The organism is Streptomyces sp. HmicA12 (genome assembly GCF_000373565.1).
GTDB lineage: Bacteria > Actinomycetota > Actinomycetes > Streptomycetales > Streptomycetaceae > Streptomyces.
This window is the reverse complement of the sequence record NZ_KB891842.1, coordinates 274,210-292,018: the sequence shown is the minus strand read 5'-3', so window position 1 is coordinate 292,018 and position 17,809 is coordinate 274,210. Positions and strand designations below refer to the sequence as shown.

Here is a 17,809-nt window from a genome sequence, read left to right as displayed (position 1 = left end):
CTGTCCCGACCGTGCACGTCCGGCGCCACCTGACCGGATTGGCCTGGCGCCGACCGTTAACACTGCGGATGCCCGCAAGTGCCCCGCACGTCCTAGAATCCAGGAGTTGATCACGCAAGGGGGCGGGTGTGTCAGAGGATCGAACGTCGTTCGGAGTTTTGTTGCGGGATCTTCGGGTGGCCAGGTCACTGACCATCGAAGGGCTCGCCGAGGCGTCCGGGATGAGCGTGCGCGGCATCGGGGACCTCGAACGGGGACGGCGGGCGGCGCCGCAGCGACGGACCGTCGCCGCGCTCGCGAACGGACTGGGCCTCGCCGAGGCCGAGCGGGAGCGGCTGCTCGCATCGGCCCGGTCCGGCCGCGCCACGGGCTACAGCCCGGCGGGCGTGCACGCGTTCCCGCGCGGGGTCGACGACTTCGTGGGCCGGGAGCTTGAGCTCCGGCAGCTCGCGCAGCTGGCGGCCGCGGACCGCACGGCGACCGGTCAGGCGGTCGTCGTCGCGGTGTCCGGTGCCCCCGGCGCGGGCAAGACGACCCTCGCGCTGCACGCGTCGCGGCAGCTCGCCGGGGACTTCCCGCACGGCCAGCTCATGATCGACCTGTGCGGTACGGACGAGCGGCCGCCGCCCACCGCCGAGTTGATGGTCGCCGTGCTCAAGGCCCTCGGCGTGCCGGACAAGGAACTCGCCAAGGCGGGGGCCGGCGGCCGCCCCGAGCTGTACCGGCGGATCCTCGCCGAGCGGCGCTGTCTGCTGGTCCTGGACAACGCGCGCGACGAGGCACAGGTGCGGCCGCTGCTGCCGGGTTCGGGCCCCGCCATGGTGATCGTCACGAGCCGGCGCATGCTGACCGGCCTCGACGCGGTGCACCGGCTCCCGCTCGGCGAGCTGAGCCCCGACGAGGCCGCGGAGTTCCTCACCCTGCTGATCGGCAAGGAGCGCGCGACGGCGGAACCGGAGGCCCTCGCGGACGTCGCCCGGCGCTGCGGTCACCTGGCGCTCGCCCTGCGCATCGCGGGCAACTGGCTGGCCACCCGCACCGGTTGGACGGTCCGCAGGCTCGCCGACCGGCTCGGGCACGCGGAGCGCAGGCTCGACGCGCTGGCCGCGGGGGACGTGCGGGTGAGCGGCGCCTTCGATCTGTCGTACCGGCAGCTGACGGCGACGGCAGCCCGGATGTTCCGGCGCCTCGCGCTGGTCCCGGGCCCCGACGCGAGCGCCGCGCTGGCGGCGCAGCTCACCGGTCAGGAGCTGTTCGACGCCGAGGACACCCTGGAGGAGCTGGTCGAGGCCGGGCTGCTCGGCTCGCACGCGGACCGCTACCGGCTGCACGACCTGCTGCGCCTGTACGCCCGGGCGCGGCTCACGGCCGAGGAGTTCGGGCCGGCCGCCGAGGCGTCCCGGAAGGCGCTGCACCGCTGGCTCCTGGAGACCGCGGTGGTCGCGGGCCGCTGGTACGAGCCCGACCACGGCGCCCCGCCCTCCTCTTGGCGGGGCACCGTCGACCTGTCCAGCGCCGAGCGGGCCCGCCGGTGGCTGCGGGCCGAGGGTGCCAACTGGCTGGCCGCGCTGCGGGCCGCCGCGCGCGACGGTGACCACTCCACGGTGGTGGAGGTGGCGGAGGCGCTGCACTGGTTCTCCGACCAGTGGGTCTTCTGGGGGCACTGGCCGGAGGTCTTCGGCACCGCCGCGCGCAGCGCGCGGGCCCTCGGCGATCCGCTCGTCGAGGCGACGCAGCTCAACTACCACGCGTGGGCGGTCACGTTGTGCGAGGGCAGGCCGCGCGACAGCCTGCCCCTGTCCGCCGCCGCGCTGGCGGCCGCGCGACGGGCGGGCGATCCGGTGCAGCAGGCGTGGGCCCATCAGTACGCGTCCTGGGCGCATCGCATCCTGCACGAGCCCGACGCGGCGTTCGAGGAGGCGGACCGGGCGGCGGAGATGTTCCGGGCTGCGGGCGACGTCCTCGGCCTGTTGCAGGTCCTGCACGGGCGGGCGCTGATCCTGGAGGCCGAGAAGCGGGACGAGGAAGCGCTGGCGGCCTTCGAGGAGGTCGTCGCGTTCCTGGACGAGAAGATCGACGAGGTGGAGCCGCACAGCGCCACCATCACCCGGCTCGGTCTGCTCGCCGGAATCGGTCAGTGCCTGGGCCGGCTCGGCCGCTGGACACAGGCGGTCGAGCATCTGGAGGCGGCCGTCGCGCTGTGCCGGTCCTCGGACAACATCGGCCTCGAAGGCCGCAATCTGTTGCTGCTCGCCGACGCCCTGCTGGCCGCGGACCGGCCGGAGCGGGCACGACGCACACTGGAGCGCTGCGCGGCGCTCGGCCCCGACGCGAACCCGGACTCCGTGGCCCGCGCGCGCGAGCGGTTGACGCAGGGGGAGGGCACCGGCCGGAGCACCGCTCCGGGCATCGACTGAGCCGCCCGGTTTCTGCCTCCTTGTTTCTGCCTCCTTTGTGCCTGGAGTCCGGCGTCCCGCGCCGCTTGACTGGTGGGACCGGGTGACCACGGATCCACGTGACCCCGGGTGGAGAGGAGAGCCTGGTTGAGCCTGTTGCTGAGCACTGACGCCACACCGGCCGGGGAGCGGCTCGCCCGCTGGGCCGACATCGTCGGCCGCGCCCTGGTACCGATGCGGGTGACGCCGTACGGGGCCGGAGAGCCCGGGGCGGACACGGCCGCAGTGGTGTCGGGCCGGGTCGTCGCCGACCGCCTCGGGCCGCTGCGTCTGTGCACCGTCGAGGCCGACGCCCAGCGCCTGACCCGTACGCGGGCGGACATCGCGCGCTCGCCGCGGCCGTTCGTCGCTGCGCACGTGCAGATCTCCGGGCGGGCCGAGCTGCGGCAGGACGGCCGCGCCGTCACCGTGGAGGCGGGCGGCCTCCTGGTCCACGACACGACGCGGCCGTACACCCTGGACTTCCCGGAACCGTTCGCGTGCCGGGTCGTCCTGCTGCCGCGGCACGCCCTCGATCTGTCCGACGACGACCTGCGCCGGATCTCGGGTACCGCGGTGGGCACCGACGCAGGGGTCGGTGCGATCCTCATGCCGTTCCTGGCCACGCTGGTGGCGTCGGCGCCGTCCTGCCCGCCCGCGGTCGCCGACCGGCTGGCGGCGGGGGTCGTGGACCTGTTCGGCACGCTGGTCGCCGAGCACCCGCGGCCCGGGGACGACGCGCGGGACGACCTGGTGCGGCGAGTCCGGGACCACATCGACCGGCATCTGGCCGATCCGGGACTCTCCCCGGACACGGTCGCGGCCGCCCATCACATCTCCGTGCGCTATCTGCACCGCCTCTTCGAGAAGGAGGGCATCACCGTCGGCCGGTACATCCAGCGGCGCCGACTGGCCCGGTGCGCAAGGGAGTTGCTGCGCGGCGGCGCCGCCGGACCCGGCGTGGCGGCGGTGGCACATCGGTGGGGGTTCGTCAGTTCCGCGCATTTCAGCCGGTCGTTCCGCGGGGTGTACGGGCATTCCCCGCGCGAGTGGCGGACGTTGAAGGCGGCGGCGTTCAGCGACGCCGTGGACGACGTCGCGGGCGTGTGAACACAGGCGCCGAGGCACCGCCGAGCACCCCGGGCCCACCGGCCACAACGGACACTCACGGGCACACCCGCGTGCGCCGACAGACAACACGCCGCCCCGGCCCGCGCCTAACGTCACTCCTCCACGACAGCGCCACGACCACCGGAGGCACCCGATGACCACCCCCGCGAAGACGACGCCGGACTCGCAACAGAAGGCGGTGATCCAGGAGTTCGGCACCGTCAAGGGCCACCCGCTCGGCCTGTCCGACGAGGCGCGGACGTACGCCTGCGAGCGCCTCAACAAGATCCTGGCGGATACGCAGATCCTGTACGGCCTCTACAAGAAGCACCACTGGATCATGCGCGGCCCGACGTTCTTCCAGCTCCACCTGCTCCTCGACAAGCACGCGGGGGCGCAGTTGGAGATCGTCGACGCCCTCGCGGAACGCGTTCAGACGCTGGGCGGCGTGGCCGTCGGCGACCCGCGCCACGTCGCCGAGCTGACCTCGGTCCCCCGCCCGCCGGACGGGGTGGAGCCGGTTCCCGCGATGCTGTCCCGGCTGCTCAACGCCCACGAGACGATCCTCGTGGAGAGCCGCGAGAGCGCCGGGAAGGTCGCCGCGCTGGGTGACGACGGCACCAACGACCTGCTGGTCTCCCAGGTCGTGCGCACCGGCGAACTGCAGGCCTGGTTCCTCGCGGAACACCTGGTCGACACCCCGCTGGTCGGCGGCTGAGCGCGACGTCGCGTCACCGGCCGCCCAGGCCGGTGCCGACGCTCACCGACGCGCCCGGCGCGAGTGCCGGCCTCCCGGAGGCGGTGAGGAAGTCCTCCAGGCTGATCACCCCGCGCTCGGTGCCGTCGTCCCACTCGACCACGAGCGCCGAAAGACCGTCGTCCCAGGTCTCCTGAGTGTCGGTGTAGGGGCCGGGATGCCGCTCGACGCAGCCCTCGCCGTGCCGGTACCGGAGGTACAGGTACTGGCCGTCCGCCGTCCAGGCGTCCCACTGGGACGGGTGTCCGGAGCACGTCTGCACCACCCGCGCGAGCAGCATCGCGCGCGCCTCATCCCTGTGTACGTCTTCCGTGTCAGCCACCCCTTGACGGTCGCGCGCCCCGAAACACCGGCTCAGTACCGCACACCCGCACAGGGACACGGCCGTGCATTTCACCGCCCGGACCGTCGCCGTCCCCGCGCCCCCACCGCGTAGAAGACGAGCCCGATCGCGACGAACAGCAGGAGCGGCAGCACCTGGCTGAGCGTGTACTGCAGCCGCTCGCCCGCGAACGACGCGGGCAGCGAGTCCGCCGCGTCGCCCGCCGTGCCGAACCAGCCCACGCCGAAGCCCGGCCAGATCAGCACGATCACCGTGAACGCGACGAACCCGGTGGCCAGCAGGCTCACGACCCACGCGCCGACGCGCCCTCCGGGGACGGCGTAGGGGCGCGGCTGGTCGGGGTACTTGCGGCGCAGCACGGCAAGGCTCGGGAACGTGATGACGTACGAGATGAAGGTGGTGCAGATCGTCAGGCCGAGCCCGGCGGCGAAGTACTTCTCGCCGTCGCCGCCGCTGAGGTTGAGCGCGACCACGAACAGGATCGAACCGATCACCGCCGACAGCAGATTGACCCGCACCGGCGTGCCGTGCTTCTCCGAGATGTGCCCGAGCCAGGCGGGCCCCGCCCCGTCCGCGCACGCCACGGCCTGCGCCCGGTGGGCGCCCATCGCCCAGGTGACGCCGGAGGTGAGCAGGCCGATGACGAGCCCGGCCGCGGCGACCCCGCCGAACACCGAGCCGAGTCCGGTCAGGGTGACCGTGCCGTCGGCGGCGATCGACCCTCCGTAGACCGTGAAGACGGCCTTGCAGGCGTCGATGAACCCGCCGAGGCTGCCGATCTCCTGGCTCGGCAGGACGAAGAGGATGCCGAGGATGGGGCCGCCGTACAGCAGCACCGCGGCGAGTCCGGACCGCAGGATCGACAGGGGGATGTCGCGGCGCGGGTTCGCCATCTCCTCGGCGGCCGAGCTGGGCAGTTCGAAGCCGACGTAGTTGAAGATGAGCACCGGCACGAGCGCGACGAATCCGGCGTACGTGGGGGTGAACTCCCCCGCGGGCAGCGCGTGCACCCCGTGCTGCGCCGCGTACACGATCACGGAGACGAGGAAGAAGCCGAGGAGCACGATGCGCGCGACGGCGCCCGCGATGGGCACCCACTTGCCGATGCGCACGGACTGCACGACGGCGAGCGCGCCGCCCCAGATGAAGGCGAGACCGCCGACGTACTTCCAGGCGCCCGGCAGCGGCGTGAAGAACTCCTCCCAGGTGGTCAGCGCGATGATGCACAGGCTGCCGCCCACCCAGACGGGGTTGGATATCCAGTACAGGAGCTGGTTCACCCCGGCGACGAGCCGGCCGAAGGCGAGGCGCGTCCAGACGTACGGCCCGCCCTGCACGGGGAACGCCGAGCCGAGTTCGGCGACGAGCAGCCCGTACGGCAGGAAGAACGCGAGAGCCAGGATCGCCATCCAGGTCAGCCCCTCGGGCCCCTGCGCGGCGACCGAGCCGATGGTGTCGAGGCCGACGAGCGTGCAGATGAGGAAGAAGAGCACGTCGAGCCGGCGCAGATCCTTGCGCAGCCGCGAGCGCTGCTCGCCCCACCCCTCGGAGAGGTCGGGGGCGTCCGTCGCGGGCGGCGGGGTCGGGGGGACGGATGGCGCTTGGGTCACGGGATGCTCCTGGCAGTTCGCGATGAGCGACGAGCGAAGACAGCACTGTTCCGGCGGGGACGAGCCGCTCCGCGCAGACGTGACCTATTGACTGAATGGCCAGTCAGTAGCGGAGTTACGGGACTGTAGTCGCGGGCCTCGAAGGCGTGTCAAGGGTCCTGCACGAAGCGGCACCCGGAACCGCCCTGCTGGGACCCGCCCGCGCGAACAACTAGGGTGAGCCGGTGACCAGAGTCCGGTTGAGCGTGGCCGAGCGACGCGAAGAACTGCTGCGCGCCGCCATCGAGCAGATCGAGGCGCGCGGGGTGGCCGCCGTGCGCATCGCCGACGTGGCGTCCTCGCTCGGGGTGAGCAACGCCCTGGTGCTGTACCACTTCTCGACGAAGGAGAAGCTCGTCGCGGCCGCGTTCACCTACGCCGCCGAGGACGACCTGGCCCACCTGCGCAAACTGCTGGGCCGGCGCACCACGGCACTCAAGCGGCTGCGCGCCGCGGTGCGCTGGTACGCGCCGACGGGCCAGGCCAAGGGCTGGCGGCTGTGGATCGAGGGCTGGGCCGCGTCGCTGCGCGAGCCCGCGCTGCGGGACGTCACCCGCGACCTCGACAAGCAGTGGAAGGCGGCCATCGCCGAGGTGATCGCGGAGGGCGTGGCCGCGGGCGACTTCAGCTGCCCCGACCCGGAGGCGACAGCGTTGCGCCTGACCGCTCTCCTCGACGGCCTCGCCGTCCAGATGACGACGTACGAGGGCGCGGTGTCGCGGGCCCGTACGCAGGAGTGGGTCGACGAGGCGCTCGCACGCGAACTGGGTCTGGAACGGGCCGAGTTGACGTCCCAGCAGGGACGCTAGAACAAGGGCGGAGCACGGCGAGGATCCTGGGAGACGGCGGTCGGCCACCGCGCCGCCACCCGAGCGTCCCTCTCAGCGGAACGTCACCGCAGCTCGTACACCGCCGTCACGCTCACCGAGTCATCGATCTCACCCGGCGCCACCGGCACCTTCCCGGCCGCGTCGCCGAAGGACTCCATCGACATCGCGACGGGCCGGCGACGGCCCGCCCCGGTCTCCTCCAGCGAGACCAGGCGGCCCAGCTTCCGGCCGCTCAACTCGGCGTACTGGACGGCCTTCCGGTGGGCGTCGTCGTGCGCGGCGGCGCGTGCCTCGGAGCGCAGCGCACCGAGGTCGGCGACGTCGAAGACGATCGAGTGGATGCGTGCGGCGTCCCCGGCGGCATCGGTCATGGCCTGGATGACGGCACCGGTCCGCTTCAGGTCACGGACCTTCACGGAGAACGTCTGCGCGGCCTGGTAGCCCGTGACCTTCGGGGCCTCGCCCGGCTGGTCGGCGTTCGCGTGGACGGCGGACAGGAAGAGGCTCTCCGTGCGGACGTCCTTGTCGGCGACACCCTCCTCCCGGGCGGCGGCGAGCAGCGCGTTCGCCGCCTCGCTCTGCGCGGCAAGGGCTTCCTCGGCGGTCGCCCGGGTGACCTCCACGCCCGCGGTGACGATCGCCAGGTCGGGCGCGGCGCTGGCCGTGCCCTCGCCGGTGACGGTCAGGGTCGTCGCCTGCGACGCCCGGGGAGCCGTCGCCGCGCTCGGCGTGTCGGGGGCGGCGACGGCGGGCAGCGCCGCCATTCCGACGGCGAGCAGCGCGGCGGCGACGGCCGCGCAGTGGCGGGTGCGTACGGGCATGGGACGGGTCCTTCCGGTCGGACCCGCCGGACGGCGGGCCGCCGACATCCCAGCACCCGGGCCCGGCGCGCCGGACCACGCCACTCCGCCCGGTCACCTCACCGGCGCACCGCCCGGCCCCCTACGAGTGCGGGGGATCCGTGCGCGCGGGCGTTCAAGAGGCGGACTCCAGCTGCAACTTGATCTCGTGCGGGTCGAGGAACCCCTTCGCCTGCACCCGGTCGCCGGAGGACTCGCCGCGCAGCCTGCGCCCGATCCACGGCACCAGGAACTCCCGCGCCCAGTGGATGTCGTCGCGCCGCACCTCGAACGTGCCGCGCGGCGGCAGCAGCGGCCAGGCCTGCTCCGGGTCGGCGGGCACCTCGATACCGAGGGCCTGAGCGGCGCGCAGCGCGACCCGGGTGTGCCCCTCGGCGGCGAGGTGCAGCCGGTCGCCGTCCCAGGCCCTGCGGTCCTGGATCGACCTGAGGGACCACAGGTCGAGCACCGGGCACCCGTACCGGTCGGCGATGGCCCGGATGTGCATGTTGTACGTGGCGATCTTGCCGCGCAGGTGCTTGAGCACGGCCACGTCGCGGGTGTCGAAGCCGGTGGCCAGCAGAACGGTGCCGGCGGCCCCGGCGAGCGCGGCGACGGCCTTCTCGAAGCGTTCGGCCACGTCGTCCGGGTCGGTGCCGGGCCGGATGATGTCGTTGCCGCCCGCGACGAAGGTCACCAGATCGGGGGCGAGCTCGACGGCCCGCGGGATCTGGTCCTCGACGATCTGGTCGAGGAGCTTGCCGCGCACGGCGAGGTTCGCGTACTGGAAGGTGTCCTCAGGGGCGCGGTCGTCCAGCAGGACGGCGAGCCGGTCGGCCCAGCCGACGAAGGTCCCGTCGGGGCCGGGGTCCCCGACGCCCTCGGTGAAGCTGTCCCCCACCGCGGCGTAGGACCGAATCGTGCGGCTGGCCAGTGCGTCCGTGAGTGCTCTCGATTCATGTGCCACGACCACACATCTTTCACCCATGCTCGTGACCTACGCCACCGTAACCAGGGGTTGACGAGACGTGAGATACCCAACTCGGCGCCCGGGGAATAAGCCGGGCGCCGAGCGGAACGGGCGGGTGGAGCGGGTCAGACGGTGACGCCCTTGCTCTGCAGGTACGCGACCGGGTCGACGTCCGAGCCGTAGCTCGCGGTCGTCCGGATCTCGAAGTGCAGGTGCGGTCCGGTCACGTTGCCGGTGGCGCCGGAGAGCGCGATCTGCTGGCCCGCGGTGACCGTCTGGCCCGCGGAGACGCCGATCGAGGACAGGTGGGCGTACTGGGAGTAGTAGCCGTCGGCGTTCTTGATGACGACCTCGTTGCCGTACGCGCCGTCGTTGCCGGCGGAGACGACGGTGCCGTTGGTGACCGCCTTGACCGAGGTGCCGGTGGACACGATGAAGTCGGTACCGGTGTGCGAGCCACTGGACCACATGGAGCCGGACGAGTGGTACTGCGTGCCGATCGAGCCGACGACGGGCTTCACGTAGCCGGAGCCGCTGGACGAGGTGCTCGCCGGGGTGGCGGTGGTCGACGCCTTGCTCGCGCCGTCGGCGGAGCCGCCGATCGCGAGCTTGGTGCCCGGCTTGATGAAGCCGGCGTCGGAGCCGATGGCCGACTTGTTCGCCTTGTAGAGCTGCTGCCAGCCGCCGTCGACGTCCTGGCTCTTGGCGATCTTCGACAGGGTGTCCCCCGTCTTGACGGTGTACGTCGTGGTGGCGGCGGCCGTGGCGTTGGCCACGGAGTCCGCGGTGGCGGCCTGTGCGCCGGTGGCGCCCATGAGCGGCAGCGCGAGCGCGGCGCCGCCGACGGTGGTGAGGGCGGCCGCGCGGGCGGCGCGCTGGGTCTTCGGACGGCGGTGCTTTCCCTTTGCGGGCATGACGCGTTTCCTCTCCGTCGCCTACGAGGTGAGCTGTCGGGTTCGGACTGGAGATGTCCGGCCGGGCCGCGAGAAGGCGTCCGGCTGCACCCCGAGCCGCTCCGGGAGATCCCGGGGCGGCGTACTGCCTGTGGGTCCCCCGCTCCTGCCGTCACGGGTCGTTGCACGGATTCCGGGCGGCGGCAGGACTAGGCGTTCCGTCCGGTGTGATGGGTGACCGTAGAACAGCGGGAATGGCCGCGACAAATACCGAATTCGTTTCCAGGGCCTCTTTTTGACCGGCTGAGAATTTTCTGTGTGACCCTCTGTCGATCGTCACGCTTTGCCGGCGCCATACCTTGGGGAATTCTGCCGTCCGCCATTCCGGGAAACGACCACGCACCGTCACCTGTATGAGCCCGCTCACGCATACGTCCGTAATCTCCGCTCACATGCCGACAGTTGAGACAGAAAGGTGCAAATCAGACAGATGGTTGCTCAGGGAATCGATGTCGTATCGTCAGGGGGCAGGCCCACCGGCGAGCAACGCCGGCGCACCGACCGGGAGGAGCCCCCGTGACGCAGCACGTCCCGTCCACCGAGCCCGAACTGACCGGAGTGCGCAACTTCCGTGATGTGGGCGGCCTTCCGACCGTGGACGGCCGGCGCGTCAAGCAGGGCGTGCTCTTCCGCAGCGGTCACCTCGCGCACGCCACCGCCGAGGACGCCGCGTTCCTCGCCACGCTCGGCCTGCACACGGTCTTCGACTTCCGCAACGCCGCGGACCAGAAGCTGGAGGGCGCCGACGTCGCGCTGCCGGGCGTGCGCAATGTGAACCTGCCGCTGTCCGACCCGGCCGAGGGCGCCGAGTTCTGGAAGATGGTCCGCGACGGCGACATGCAGCAGCTGCGCTCCCTGCTCTCCGAGGGTCGTGGCGCCGACCGCATGATCGGCTCGTACCGCACCATCATCAGCGGGCGCACCGACGAGCACAGCCGCGTGCTGCACTCGATGGCCGAGGACAGCGTCCCCGCCCTCATGCACTGCGCGGCCGGCAAGGACCGCGCGGGCCTGTCGATCGCGGTGACGCTCCTCGCCGTCGGCGTGGAGCGCGACGCCATCGAGGCGGACTACCTGAAGTCGAACGAGAAGCACCGCCGGTACCGGGTCCGGCGCGCGGGCAGCTCGGCCGACGCCTACTCCCCCGAGGTCATGGAGCTGCTCAGCCCGCTCTTCGACGCCCGCGCCGAGTACCTGCACGCGGCCTTCGACACCATCGAGCAGACCTGGGGCAGCACCGACCGCTACCTCGAAGAGGGCCTGAAGCTCGGCGCGGCCGACCGCGACCGGCTGCGCGAGCGCCTCCTCGACTGACCACTCCCAGGGCCCGTCTTCACACTCCCGTCGCCGCCCGGAGGGCGGCCCCGCGGCGTCAAGGGGAAGCGTGCTCCCGGCGTGCCGGGCGCACGACACCCACGAGGGACCCGACGTACTTGGCCTTGTGCCCGGTGCGGCGAGAGCGCGTGCCAGGCGTCGCGGGGCAGGCGGGAGTGGGAGGACAACCCCTAACGGCCGCCGCCCAGGGTGAAGAGCAGGTACACGAACGCCGCGAAGGCGTGTCCTACGAAGACGTAGATGAGCACGCGCACCCAGATCCCGCGGGGCAGCTTGTCCTCGATGTCGCGGCCGCCCGGCCGCTGTGCGTCACTCATGTCAGGCCTCCCGGATGGGGCCCGCCGCCGGGCCGATGCACAGCGCGGCGGTCGGGCTCTGCAGCAAGGTGTGGACGAAGAGCAGCTCGACCCCGCCGGGGTCGGCGGCCGCGAGGCGGTGCGGGGTGAGCGAGTCGAAGTGGGCGCTGTCCCCCGGTCCCAGCCGGTAGGACGTGTCCCCGAGACGCAGCCGGAGCCGCCCTTCGAGGACGTAGAGCCACTCCTCACCGGGATGCACGCGGACCATGTCGCCCTGTGCCCCGTACGGGACGTGCAGGCGCAGGGCCTGCATCCCGCGGCCCGCGGCGCCGGCCTGGACGTACGTCCAGCCGCCCGCCTCGGTCGGTTCCATCGACCCGGCGCGCACGACGGAGTCACGGTCGGCGGGGGTCTCGCCGAGCAGCTCGGAGACCGTCGTACCGTAGATGCGGGCGAGCGCGAGCAGCATCGGCAGCGAGGGCTGGCGCTGCCCGGTCTCGAGCCGGGAGAGATGGGCCGGCGAGAGGCCGGCCGCACGCGCCGCGACCTCGAGAGTGAGGGCGGCGCGGCGGCGCAGGGCACGCAGCTGGGGCGCGACGGCAGGCAGGTCCGGCGGTGCCGGGGCCTCCTCCGGCTCGTCCGGGAGGGCAGGGCTCATACCGTCGATTCAGCCAGAGCCCTGCCCGAGGGGCAACTTTCTTGCCTCAGAGGCAAAGATCGCGGAGGCCTCGGAGCCTGCGGTCGGTCAGCGGTTGGCGACCGCCTGCTTCACCAGTGTCTTCCCGAAGTCCCACATCAGGCCACCCCCGCCGTGCGCGTCGTCCATCACGGCGGTGAAGGCCTCCACGAACCGGTCGACGTCCCCCTCGTCCACGACGAGCGGCGGGATCAGCTTGATGACCTCGAGATGGTCGCCCGAGACCTGCGTCAGGATCCGGTGCTTCTGCAGCAGCGGCACCACGACCATCTGCGCGAACAGTCCCTTCCGCGCCGCCTGCAGCATCGTCCAACGGCTGCGCAGCTTCAGGGACTTGGGCCTGCCGAACTCGATCCCGATCATCAGCCCGCGCCCGCGCACGTCGCTCAGCAGCTCGTAGCGGTCGATGAGCGCGGCGAGCCGGGACTTCAGCAGCTCGCCCATGGCGCGCGCGTTCGCGACGGTCTCCTCGTCCTCCATGACGGACAGCACGGCGAGACCCGCGGCCATGGCCTGCGCGTTGGCGCCGAAGCTCGCCGAGTGCACGAGCACCCGGTCCATGGACGAGTAGACCTTCTTGAAGATCCAGTCCTTGCCGAGGGTGGCGCCGACCGGCACATAGCCGCCCGACAGCGCCTTCGCCACGCACACCAGGTCCGGCTCGACCCCGTCCTCGTGCTGGTACGCGTAGAAGTCCCCGGTCCGGCCGAGGCCGGTCTGCACCTCGTCGGCGATCAGCAACGCCTTGTGCTGGTGCAGGAGTTCCTGCGCGGCCCGCAGATAACCGGGCGGCGCCTCGTGCACGCCCTTGCCCTGGATCGGCTCGACGATGAGGGCCGCGACATCCCCCTTCTTCAGCTCCTTCGCCAGCGCGTCGAGGTCACCGAGCGGGACGGCGGTGTCGGGCAGCAGCGGGGCGAAGCCGTCCCGGAAGCCGTCCTCGCCGTTGACCGACAGGGACCCCGTCGTCAGCCCGTGGAAGGCGTGCGCGCAGTACAGGACGCGCGGTTTCCCGGTCGCGTACCGGGCGAACTTCAGCGCCGTCTCCACGGCCTCCGTACCGCTGTTGGCGAAGAACACCCGGTCCAGATGCGGGCTGAACGTGAGCAGCTTCTCGGCGAGCAGTCCCGGCAGCGGCTGGCAGTCGAACCGGGTGAGGTCGGCGAGCGAGGCGTCGAGGACGTCGTGCAGGGCCTTGCGGACGACGGGGTGGTGGCGGCCGAGGCCCATGACGCCGAACCCGGCGAGCATGTCCAGGTAGTCGTTGCCGTCCGCGTCCCAGAAGTGCGCGCCCTCGGCCCGCTCGTAGACCTTGTCGAAGCCGATGGTGTGGAGCATCTTCGGGAGCTGGTGGTTGAGGTACTTGGCGTGCAGCTCGTACCGTTCGGCACCGCGTTCGGCGAGCAGCGTGCCGAGGTCGAACTCCTTGGTCATGCGTCGTTCTCCTTGCCGGACTTCAGTGTGAGGGAGGTTCCGATCCGCCCGGCGATCTCCACCGGTGTCAGACCGATGTCGGCGAGCACCTCGCCCCGTTTGGCGTGCGCCAGGAACTGCTCCGGGATCCCGAACCGCCGCACGGGGACGTCGACCTCGCCCTCGCCGAGCGCGAGCGCGACGGCGGAACCGACGCCCGCGGCCTTGCTGTTGTCCTCGACGACGGCGACGAGCTCGTGCTCGGCGGCCAAGGGCGCGAGGTCCGGGTCCACGGGCTTGACCCAGCGCGGGTCCACGACGGTGCAGTTGATGCCGCGCTCCGCGAGCAGTTCGGCGGTCTGCAGGCACACCGAGGCCATCACGCCGACCGAGACGAGCAGCACCCGCGCGTCGTCGGCCCGGTGCAGCACGTCGATGCCGCCCACCCGGTCGACGGCCGGGATCGGAGCGCCCACGGACTCCTTGGGGAACCGCAGCATGGTCGGCGCGTCGTCGACGGCGACGGCCTCCCGCAGCTGCGCGCGGAGCTGGTCGGCGTCGCGCGGCGCGGCGATCCGCAGCCCCGGCACGACCTGGAGCACGGACATGTCCCACATGCCGTTGTGCGAGGCGCCGTCGACGCCGGTGACACCGGCCCGGTCCAGCACGAAGGTGACCCCGCACTTGTGCAGCGCCACGTCCATGAGGAGCTGGTCGAAGGCCCGGTTGAGGAAGGTGGCGTACACCGCGACCACCGGATGCAGCCCGCCGGTGGCGAGCCCGGCCGCCGAGACGGCGGCGTGCTGTTCGGCGATGCCCACGTCCCACACCCGGTGCGGGAACTCGGCCGCGAACTTCGTCAGCCCCACCGGGTGCAGCATGGCCGCGGTGATGGCGACGACGTCCTCCCGCTCGCGCCCGATCGCCGCGATCTCGTCGCCGAACACGGAGGTCCAGGAGGGCCCGTTGGAGGGTGCGAGCGGCTCGCACGTCAGCGGGTCCATCACGCCGACGGTGTGGAACCGGTCGGCCTCGTCCGCGAGCGCCGGCTCGTAGCCACGCCCCTTCTCCGTCAGACAGTGCACGAGCACCGGCCCGTGGAAACGCTTGGCGCGGCGCAGCGCGGACTCCATGGCCCCCACGTCGTGCCCGTCGATGGGTCCTACGTACTTCAGGCCGAGGTCCTCGAACATGCCCTGCGGGGCGAACGCGTCCTTGAAGCCCTTCTTGGCGCCGTGCAGGGACTCGTACACGGTGTGCCCTATGACGGGGGTCCGCAGGAGCACGTCCTTGCCCCAGGCGAGGATCTGCTCGTAGCTGTCGGTCGTCCGCAGCGTCGCCAGGTGGTTGGCGAGGCCGCCGATGGTCGGCGCGTACGACCGTTCGTTGTCGTTGACGACGATGATCAGCGGCCGGTCCTTGGCGGCGGCGATGTTGTTCAGTGCCTCCCAGGCCATGCCGCCGGTCAGCGCCCCGTCGCCGATGACGGCGACGACGTGACCGCGCTCCCCCTGGACCTGCCGCGCCTTGGCGAGCCCGTCGGCCCAGCCGAGCGCGGTCGAGGCGTGGCTGTTCTCGACGATGTCGTGCTCGGACTCCTCGCGCGAGGGATAGCCGGACAGACCGCCCTTGCCGCGCAGCTTGCTGAAGTCCTGACGACCCGTCAAAAGCTTGTGCACATAGCTCTGGTGGCCGGTGTCCCAGACCAGCCGGTCGACCGGCGACTCGAAGACCCGGTGCAGCGCGATGGACAGCTCCACCACGCCGAGGTTCGGTCCGAGATGGCCGCCGGTCCTCGCCACCGCGTGAATCAGGAACTCTCTGATCTCCACGGCCAGTTCATCGAGTTCCTCCTCGCTCAGCGCCTTCAGATCGCGCGGCCCCCGGATGGTTTCCAGAATCGTCACGCTCGAGCCCCCTTCCTGGTCGAACTCAGAACGCAGAACTCAGTTCGTCGGATCTCTCGGATCCCGCGGTACTCAGCTCACGGTGACGTCGGGCGCGCCCGACGCGACGCCGTCCTTCTCCATCTGCTCGGCGATCTTCATCGCCTCCTCGATGAGGGTCTCCACGATCCTCGACTCGGGCACGGTCTTGACGACCTCGCCCTTGACGAAGATCTGCCCCTTGCCGTTCCCGGACGCGACGCCGAGATCCGCCTCGCGCGCCTCCCCCGGGCCGTTCACCACGCAGCCCATGACGGCCACCCGCAGCGGCACCTCCATGCCGTCGAGCCCGGCGGTGACCTCGTCGGCGAGCTTGTACACGTCGACCTGGGCCCGCCCGCACGACGGACAGGACACGATCTCGAGCCTGCGCTGCCTGAGCCCCAGCGACTCCAGGATCTGGATGCCGACCTTGCACTCCTCGGCGGGCGGCGCGGACAGCGAGACCCGGATGGTGTCGCCGATGCCCTCACTGAGCAGCGCCCCGAAGGCGACGGCCGACTTGATGGTCCCCTGGAAGGCGGGGCCCGCCTCCGTCACGCCCAGGTGCAGCGGATAGTCGCAGGCGGCCGCGAGCTGCCGGTACGCGTTGACCATCACCACGGGGTCGTTGTGCTTGACGGAGATCTTGAGGTCGCGGAACCCGTGCTCCTCGAAGAGCGACGCCTCCCACAGCGCCGACTCGACGAGGGCCTCCGGGGTCGCCTTCCCGTACTTGAGCAGCAGCCGCTTGTCGAGCGAGCCGGCGTTGACCCCGATCCGGATCGGGGTACCGGTGTCGGAGGCGGCCCGCGCGATCTGCTTCACCTGGTCGTCGAACTTCTTGATGTTGCCGGGATTCACGCGGACCGCCGCACACCCCGCGTCGATCGCGGCGAACACGTACTTCGGCTGGAAGTGGATGTCCGCGATGACGGGGATCTGCGACTTGCGGGCGATGGTCGCCAGCGCGTCCGCGTCGTCCTGGGTGGGGCACGCCACCCGCACGATCTGACAGCCGGACGCGGTCAGTTCGGCGATCTGCTGCAGCGTGGCCCCGATGTCGGAGGTCCGTGTCGTCGTCATCGACTGCACGGACACCGGCGCGCCGCCTCCCACCGCCACCGGTCCGACCATGATCCGGCGGCTGGCGCGCCGCTCGGCGATCGGTCGGACCGGTACCTCGGGGAGGCCCAGTGAGACGGGCTCTCCGGAATTCATGGCCGTGTCACCCACGGTTCCCGGCGACAGTCTCGGTCATGGCGCGGATCGACTCCTTGAGCGATCCCATGGTGGCGAGGACAGCGGTCGGCTCGTAGCCGCAGTGCGCCATGCAGTTGGCACAGCGCGGGTCCTTGCCGCGGCCGTACGCCTCCCAGTCGGTGTCCTCGATCAGCTGCCGGTAGGACGGCACGTACCCGTCGCTCATCAGGTAGCAGGGCTTCTGCCAGCCGAAGAGCGAGTAGTTCGGGATCGCCCACGCGGTGCACGGGAAGTCGACCTTGCCCTCGAGGAAGTCGAGGAACAGCGGCGAGTGGTTGAGCCGCCAGCGTCGCCGGTTGCCGCCCGCGAAGGCCTTCTTGAACAGCTCGCGGGTCTGCGTGACCCCGAGGAAGTGCTCCTGGTCGGGAGCCTTCTCGTAGGCGTAGGCCGGCGAGATCATCATCTCGTCGACCTTGATGTCGTCGTTGAGGTAGTTGAGCACCTCGATGATGTTCTGCGGAGTGTCCGTGTTGAAGAAGGTGGAGTTCGTCGTGACGCGGAAGCCGCGCCGCTTGGCCTCCTTGATCGCCTCGATCGCCTCGTCGAAGACGCCTTCCTTGGCGACGGACTCGTCGTGGCGCTCCCGCATGCCGTCGATGTGCACGGTGAACGCGAAGAACGGCGACGGCTTGAACTTGTCCATCTTCTTGCGCAGCAGCATCGCGTTGGTGCACAGGAAGACGTACTTCTTCCTCGCCACCAACTGCCGCACGATCTCATCGATCTGAGGGTGCATCAGCGGCTCACCGCCAGCGATGGACACCATCGGCGCGCCCGATTCGAGGACGGCGCCGACGGCCTGGGCGACCGGCATGCGCTGCTTGAGCACCCCGGCCGGGTGCTGGATCTTTCCGCAGCCCTCGCACTTCAGGTTGCAGGCGTACAGCGGTTCCAGTTCGACAATGAGCGGGAACTTGTCCCGCCTGCGGATCTTCTGTTCAGCGAGATACGTCGCAACCTTGATGGACTGACGAAGCGGCATAGCCATCTGGGC

At 71.3% G+C, this 17,809-nt stretch carries 16 protein-coding genes and 1 riboswitch; of the genes, 5 read left to right on the top strand and 11 right to left on the bottom strand.

Annotated features, from left to right (window positions below; translation table 11 throughout):
- Positions 1-128 precede the first annotated feature (128 nt).
- The 3 genes from B072_RS0134215 (at position 129) to B072_RS0134205 (ending at position 4,263) form a co-directional block, all read left to right on the top strand.
- Positions 129-2,417, top strand: coding sequence for an ATP-binding protein (locus tag B072_RS0134215; RefSeq protein ID WP_026246585.1), 2,289 nt, complete (start codon positions 129-131; stop codon positions 2,415-2,417).
- A 126-nt stretch (positions 2,418-2,543) separates the two neighbouring features.
- Positions 2,544-3,545 carry a helix-turn-helix domain-containing protein gene (locus B072_RS0134210; protein ID WP_018534487.1) on the top strand — a complete coding sequence of 334 codons (1,002 nt, stop codon included), beginning with the start codon at positions 2,544-2,546 and terminating at the stop codon, positions 3,543-3,545.
- A gap of 154 nt (positions 3,546-3,699) precedes the next feature.
- Entirely contained in the window at positions 3,700-4,263 is a 564-nt protein-coding gene (locus B072_RS0134205) for a Dps family protein (RefSeq protein WP_018534486.1), read from the top strand.
- A gap of 13 nt (positions 4,264-4,276) precedes the next feature.
- Here B072_RS0134205 and B072_RS0134200 read toward each other — a convergent pair whose 3' ends face one another.
- Both B072_RS0134200 and B072_RS0134195 read right to left on the bottom strand, forming a co-directional pair.
- Positions 4,277-4,624, bottom strand: coding sequence for a hypothetical protein (locus tag B072_RS0134200; protein ID WP_234018979.1), 348 nt, complete (start codon positions 4,622-4,624; stop codon positions 4,277-4,279).
- A 71-nt stretch (positions 4,625-4,695) separates the two neighbouring features.
- Positions 4,696-6,255, bottom strand: a complete 1,560-nt coding sequence (locus tag B072_RS0134195) for an APC family permease (protein ID WP_018534484.1) — start codon at positions 6,253-6,255, stop codon at positions 4,696-4,698.
- A gap of 224 nt (positions 6,256-6,479) precedes the next feature.
- On the opposite strand from B072_RS0134195, the gene B072_RS0134190 reads away from it, so the two are divergent.
- Positions 6,480-7,103: a TetR/AcrR family transcriptional regulator gene (locus B072_RS0134190; RefSeq protein ID WP_043245256.1), complete on the top strand. Its 624-nt coding sequence runs from the start codon at positions 6,480-6,482 to the stop codon at positions 7,101-7,103.
- Between the two features lie 83 nt (positions 7,104-7,186).
- Here B072_RS0134190 and B072_RS0134185 read toward each other — a convergent pair whose 3' ends face one another.
- The 3 genes from B072_RS0134185 to B072_RS0134175 all read right to left on the bottom strand — a co-directional run bounded on the left by B072_RS0134185 (position 7,187) and on the right by B072_RS0134175 (position 9,847).
- On the bottom strand, positions 7,187-7,945 hold the full coding sequence (locus B072_RS0134185) for an SIMPL domain-containing protein (RefSeq protein ID WP_018534482.1): 759 nt from the start codon (positions 7,943-7,945) through the stop codon (positions 7,187-7,189).
- 154 nt (positions 7,946-8,099) lie between these two features.
- Positions 8,100-8,864, bottom strand: coding sequence for a GDSL-type esterase/lipase family protein (locus B072_RS0134180; protein WP_018534481.1), 765 nt, complete (start codon positions 8,862-8,864; stop codon positions 8,100-8,102).
- A gap of 194 nt (positions 8,865-9,058) precedes the next feature.
- The gene (locus B072_RS0134175; RefSeq protein WP_018534480.1) at positions 9,059-9,847 is read right to left on the bottom strand and encodes a M23 family metallopeptidase; all 789 of its coding nucleotides are present in this window, start codon (positions 9,845-9,847) and stop codon (positions 9,059-9,061) included.
- A gap of 5 nt (positions 9,848-9,852) precedes the next feature.
- Positions 9,853-10,018, bottom strand: a riboswitch (cyclic di-AMP (ydaO/yuaA leader).
- A gap of 384 nt (positions 10,019-10,402) precedes the next feature.
- Here B072_RS0134175 and B072_RS0134170 point away from each other — a divergent pair.
- Positions 10,403-11,200: a tyrosine-protein phosphatase gene (locus B072_RS0134170; RefSeq protein ID WP_018534479.1), complete on the top strand. Its 798-nt coding sequence runs from the start codon at positions 10,403-10,405 to the stop codon at positions 11,198-11,200.
- A 191-nt stretch (positions 11,201-11,391) separates the two neighbouring features.
- Here the strand turns inward: B072_RS0134170 and B072_RS48860 are convergent, their stop codons facing one another.
- The 6 genes from B072_RS48860 to hpnH all read right to left on the bottom strand — a co-directional run bounded on the left by B072_RS48860 (position 11,392) and on the right by hpnH (position 17,803).
- Positions 11,392-11,538 carry a DUF6126 family protein gene (locus B072_RS48860; RefSeq protein WP_018534478.1) on the bottom strand — a complete coding sequence of 49 codons (147 nt, stop codon included), beginning with the start codon at positions 11,536-11,538 and terminating at the stop codon, positions 11,392-11,394.
- 1 nt (position 11,539) lies between these two features.
- The gene (locus B072_RS0134160; RefSeq protein ID WP_018534477.1) at positions 11,540-12,175 is read right to left on the bottom strand and encodes a helix-turn-helix domain-containing protein; all 636 of its coding nucleotides are present in this window, start codon (positions 12,173-12,175) and stop codon (positions 11,540-11,542) included.
- An 87-nt stretch (positions 12,176-12,262) separates the two neighbouring features.
- Positions 12,263-13,648 (bottom strand): aspartate aminotransferase family protein, encoded by a 1,386-nt coding sequence (locus B072_RS0134155; RefSeq protein WP_018534476.1) that lies wholly within the window; start codon positions 13,646-13,648, stop codon positions 12,263-12,265.
- Positions 13,645-15,534, bottom strand: coding sequence for a 1-deoxy-D-xylulose-5-phosphate synthase (dxs, locus tag B072_RS0134150; protein WP_018534475.1), 1,890 nt, complete (start codon positions 15,532-15,534; stop codon positions 13,645-13,647). The genes B072_RS0134155 and dxs overlap by 4 nt, the downstream gene beginning before the upstream one ends.
- Positions 15,535-15,606: 72 nt before the next feature.
- On the bottom strand, positions 15,607-16,773 hold the full coding sequence (gene ispG / locus B072_RS0134145) for a flavodoxin-dependent (E)-4-hydroxy-3-methylbut-2-enyl-diphosphate synthase (protein WP_043245329.1): 1,167 nt from the start codon (positions 16,771-16,773) through the stop codon (positions 15,607-15,609).
- A gap of 7 nt (positions 16,774-16,780) precedes the next feature.
- Complete coding sequence (gene hpnH / locus B072_RS0134140) at positions 16,781-17,803, bottom strand: adenosyl-hopene transferase HpnH (RefSeq protein ID WP_026246584.1); 1,023 nt, start codon at positions 17,801-17,803, stop codon at positions 16,781-16,783.
- Positions 17,804-17,809: the final 6 nt, after the last annotated feature.